5 protein-coding genes and 1 pseudogene are annotated in these 3,872 nt (G+C 36.8%); 2 read left to right on the forward strand and 4 right to left on the reverse strand.

Features of this window, described 5'->3' with window-relative positions; translation table 11 throughout:
• Together ACFILW_RS08990 and ACFILW_RS08995 are read right to left on the reverse strand one after the other, a co-directional pair.
• A pseudogene (locus ACFILW_RS08990) lies at window positions 1-682 on the reverse strand (hypothetical protein); the annotation flags it as partial.
• A complete protein-coding gene (locus ACFILW_RS08995) occupies window positions 672-1,151 on the reverse strand; it encodes a crossover junction endodeoxyribonuclease RuvC (protein ID WP_375627506.1) in 480 nt (159 codons plus the stop codon). The gene ACFILW_RS08995 and the pseudogene ACFILW_RS08990, both read right to left, overlap by 11 nt.
• A gap of 29 nt (window positions 1,152-1,180) precedes the next feature.
• Here ACFILW_RS08995 and ACFILW_RS09000 point away from each other — a divergent pair, with 29 nt between their 5' ends.
• On the forward strand, window positions 1,181-2,056 hold the full coding sequence (locus tag ACFILW_RS09000; RefSeq protein ID WP_375685610.1) for a hypothetical protein: 876 nt from the start codon (window positions 1,181-1,183) through the stop codon (window positions 2,054-2,056).
• Window positions 2,057-2,080: 24 nt separating this feature from the next.
• Here ACFILW_RS09000 and ACFILW_RS09005 read toward each other — a convergent pair whose 3' ends face one another.
• The gene (locus tag ACFILW_RS09005; protein ID WP_375624052.1) at window positions 2,081-2,503 is read right to left on the reverse strand and encodes a hypothetical protein; all 423 of its coding nucleotides are present in this window, start codon (window positions 2,501-2,503) and stop codon (window positions 2,081-2,083) included.
• Window positions 2,504-2,519: 16 nt separating this feature from the next.
• Window positions 2,520-2,894, reverse strand: coding sequence for a hypothetical protein (locus ACFILW_RS09010; RefSeq protein WP_375685612.1), 375 nt, complete (start codon window positions 2,892-2,894; stop codon window positions 2,520-2,522).
• A gap of 83 nt (window positions 2,895-2,977) precedes the next feature.
• On the opposite strand from ACFILW_RS09010, the gene ACFILW_RS09015 reads away from it, so the two are divergent.
• A complete protein-coding gene (locus ACFILW_RS09015; protein ID WP_012754749.1) occupies window positions 2,978-3,595 on the forward strand; it encodes a S24 family peptidase in 618 nt (205 codons plus the stop codon).
• Window positions 3,596-3,872 lie beyond the last annotated feature (277 nt).

Consider the following 3,872-nt stretch of genomic DNA (forward strand, 5'->3'; position numbering starts at 1 on the left):
GGTTGTCTGATGAGGTTTCGATTTGCTCTGATGTGATCTCAACAGCAGCAACCTCTGTTGGCTCGTCAACCAAATCGATTGTTTCTAAATCTTCAGAACCAATTTCTTTTTTTGCTAAAACGATAGTTTTAGTTTTTTTATTATAACTGTTAATGTTAGTGTTATTGTTTATGTTATATATATAGGCATCATTAAGCATGTCGTAAGCATCATGCTTAGCATCCTTAAGCATACTGTTAGCATCATGCTTAATAACTTTAGCATCGTTAAGCATGGCTTTAGCATCATCACAAGCATCATTTGTATGTTTATCCCATCTTGCCTGCGCTGCTTTCTTTGCTCTCTCTGATAACTTCTTTGACCGAGATGTCTTCGATACCTTATCTAAGCTTTCATTAGAGTTATTGAGTTCTTCTTCAACTTTTAAACTCCATAAACACCCATCGTCTAAACGTTCGATATGACCCGTGCTTATTAAAACTTCTAACGCTTTCATAAACATTTTTACTGAACAACCAGTGTAATTAGCCCAGACCTTTGTGTTATTTAAAAGCGGCTCTCCAGTATAAAGCATTTGCAAACGCAATTTTATATAAACATTGCATTCAATGGGAGATAAACAAGCAAGATCAAGAATCCACCTATCTGCAAACAGCCTCGTCCACGGTAATTTACTGGACATATATACCCCCTTCTTTCATTAAATATAAAATTGCTAAAGCATCTGCTTCGTTGTCGTCTTTAGGCGTATGTCCTTTTGCACACACCGCCTTAATCATTTTTACTTTTGATGCGTTTCCTTTTCCTGTTGTTGCTTTCTTAATTGTGCCAACAGGAATGCCTTCATACGGTATCTGATGATGTTCACACCACGTCGTTAAGGTTGATAACAAGTCACCGTAAATATGCACTGCATCAGTACTATTATGACGCCTCACTTCTTCAAAATACACCGCGTCAATGCTGTCTACTGTCTGTTTTATTTCTGATAGACATCTCTTAAAGCGTAAATAATGCATTCCACCGACTTCAAAATATCGGGGGTGGAAATTCATGACACCACTGATGATGTGACCATCCGCACCGCATATCGCCCAGCCTGTCTTGGTCCCTAGATCAAGACATAAAATGGTTTGTGCGTTAGTGATCATAATCCCCCCTTAAGGCTCTACGTATTTATATGTTTGCTATGACAGAGCGCGTTGTGATTGCCTGTCTTGCAAAAATGTTTGTGAAAAAGTATCCTCCCAACGATTCTAAAAAAGTGGGGAGGGGAAAGATGCAAGAATGGATAAATATATTTCTTACAGGTTTTTTGTCATTTATCGGATCTCTTTCAGTAGCACTTATTTTAAGAAATAAAGACCGTAAAGAAGCAGCCAAAATCCGGAAAGATGATTTAGAAAAAGCTGCAAAAAAACGAGAAGAAGATAGAGAATGGATAAGCAAGCAATTTGCAGAAAGCCAAGAGCAGACGATAGCCCTTAAAGAGCAAGCGATATCGACAAAAGATCTTGCCAAATGGTCAGAAGAACATATTAAAATTTTGTTAGATAACAAAAGAGTAGAGGATTTAGGAACGCCACCTTCCATATATACAACTGGACCCCATTTGCCAACAAAAGGCAAGTGGGCGCTTCTTTGTTTAAAGATAAAAAACAATGCACAAACTGTCATCCACGTTTTAAATATAAAGCTAAAAGATGGTTCTCGCTTTATTCTTGGATATGGCATTAGATACAAACCAGAAACAAGATTGTGGCAAATGCAATCACCATATGTTAATCCTGATGCCAGACCAACGTCACACCCAATATCATCCGGATACTGTGAGAAAGCAAAGGATTTTCGAACGGGACAAGAAATCGATGTTAATATTTCTATAGCTCCCTCAGAAGATAAGTACACAGGAATCCTTATTTTTGTAGCAGCGCGTGAAGAAGATATAAAAGCCCAAGTTACTTTAATCATTACTCATACATCCCCATTGAAACCAGAAACAACAATGACTGTAACGACACAAACCGACCTCATAGACTTTAAAAAATTGCATTAACTCACTTAGGCAAACATTTTTATGCTATGATTTATTAATTTGATTTCTTTTTTTGATAACTTCATCCCTTAAGAGATCAAGCCTTAAGAGATCAAGCTTATCTTTGACTAAGATCATAAACAAGATCAGCTCATTTAAGCGATAAAAAGATAACAACTCTTGAGAAAAATAATTATCAAACCAAGTTGTAAAAGCTTGCGTAAACGCAGATGAAAACCATTGATTAAAATCATCGTACGGCAATAACGGAAAATAATTTCTATCATCACGCGCAAAGATACTATACAGCATATAGACAAAATAACCTGTCGATGAGGGATCTATTCTTGTTTCAAAAGATGCATCTTGAGTCGAACGGACACCATAATATATGGTTGCCTCTCCAATATTATTAACAAGGTCGATCAACTGGACTTTACTTATAGTGATCTGTGGGACATCTATCATCTCTGATCTTTCTTCTTTAAGAGTGTGAAGGGTGCTGTTGATGTTCGTTATTATCTGTAGGGGCAGCAATATGAGAAGATATTACTGTTTGTGATGCATTTGCTGTACTAATTTTCTCCACCAGATGAAGCGTATCTTTTCTTCGTTTTGTCATTGGACGAATAACTCTATGGGATTTACTCCCATAATTATGTAGGAACCAATCTAGTGTAACCCAAGATAGACCCTTGGCTTTAGACAACTGAATAATTATATTCCAGTATTTTGGAGAAATACTATTGCGATCACGCATTTTACGCGCAGCCTCATAGCTACAACCAATTTCTTTTGCAAATTGGCGTATAGATCCCCAAGATTCAATCAAACTTTTGACATAAAAATCATTAACCATGACACAAATAGTACATTACGTACAATTTTAAATCAAGATAAAATCGTACACAATGAATTAAAAAAATAGTGGATAATGTACAAATGACTTATTTGCCAAAAGATAGACTTAAAATAGCGCGTAAGAATGCTGGATACGCAACACCAAGCGAAGCTGCGCGCGCTATACCAGCTCTTAATCAAAATACCCTAATTAGTCACGAAAATGGAAATCGTGGTATTTCGCGCCAAATAGCCGAGCTCTATGGACAAGTATTTAATGTAGATCCGGGGTGGATTTTGTATGGCGAGTCTCCTCAAGAAAATCCTAACCTCAATATAAGTATTCCTGTCGTTTCATGGATTAGCGCTGGAGAATTAAGCGAGCAAGATGGGATAATGGATTTTTCAGATTATCCTATGACAGAGGCTGTTAATCTTCCTGCCGGTGAATGGATTGCTTTACGTGTAGATGGGGCATCTATGAATAAAATTAGCCCTCCAGATTCTATAATATTTGTAAATATGCGAGACAAAAAACTTGTGCCTAATGCCTGCTATGTAATTGCAGATGAATCTGGACAAGCGACATATAAACGATACAGACCTAATGATGATCCTCCTTTTCAGCCCGCTTCATACGACAAGACAATAAAGGCTCCAAAACTTGAAGGCGCTATCTCTATAATAGGTCGTGTACGGCGCACTATTCTTGATATGTAAACACAATACGATTCTCTGTTCACGTTATCGATTAGATTGCCATCAACAGATTGAAGCAAGTTTGCTTGATTTTTATCAGTAAACAGCAAAATTTTGATTCTCTAAATTGTGCCGTGATTCGTCTTTTTTTATTTTTTTAAAAAAAATAGTACATTGTGTACTTGACTATCTTTAGTGCATAATGTACTAATATATTCCATAAACCACGCACAAACAATCGCCAAGAGGCGTTAGGGAGGAAAAATTATGGAAAATCCAATTCTTATAAATTCCAATG

The sequence above is a fragment of the Bartonella sp. TT110JLCBS genome (assembly GCF_042193405.1).
GTDB lineage: Bacteria > Pseudomonadota > Alphaproteobacteria > Rhizobiales > Rhizobiaceae > Bartonella.

Bases quoted from the DNA above. Each gene is read 5' to 3' on its own strand.
- ACFILW_RS08995 (WP_375627506.1), bottom strand. From the start codon at position 1,151: ATGATCACTAACGCACAAACCATTTTATGTCTTGATCTAGGGACCAAG.
- ACFILW_RS09000 (WP_375685610.1), top strand. From the start codon at position 1,181: ATGTTTGCTATGACAGAGCGCGTTGTGATTGCCTGTCTTGCAAAAATG.
- ACFILW_RS09005 (WP_375624052.1), bottom strand. From the start codon at position 2,503: ATGATAGATGTCCCACAGATCACTATAAGTAAAGTCCAGTTGATCGAC.
- ACFILW_RS09010 (WP_375685612.1), bottom strand. From the start codon at position 2,894: ATGGTTAATGATTTTTATGTCAAAAGTTTGATTGAATCTTGGGGATCT.
- ACFILW_RS09015 (WP_012754749.1), top strand. From the start codon at position 2,978: ATGACTTATTTGCCAAAAGATAGACTTAAAATAGCGCGTAAGAATGCT.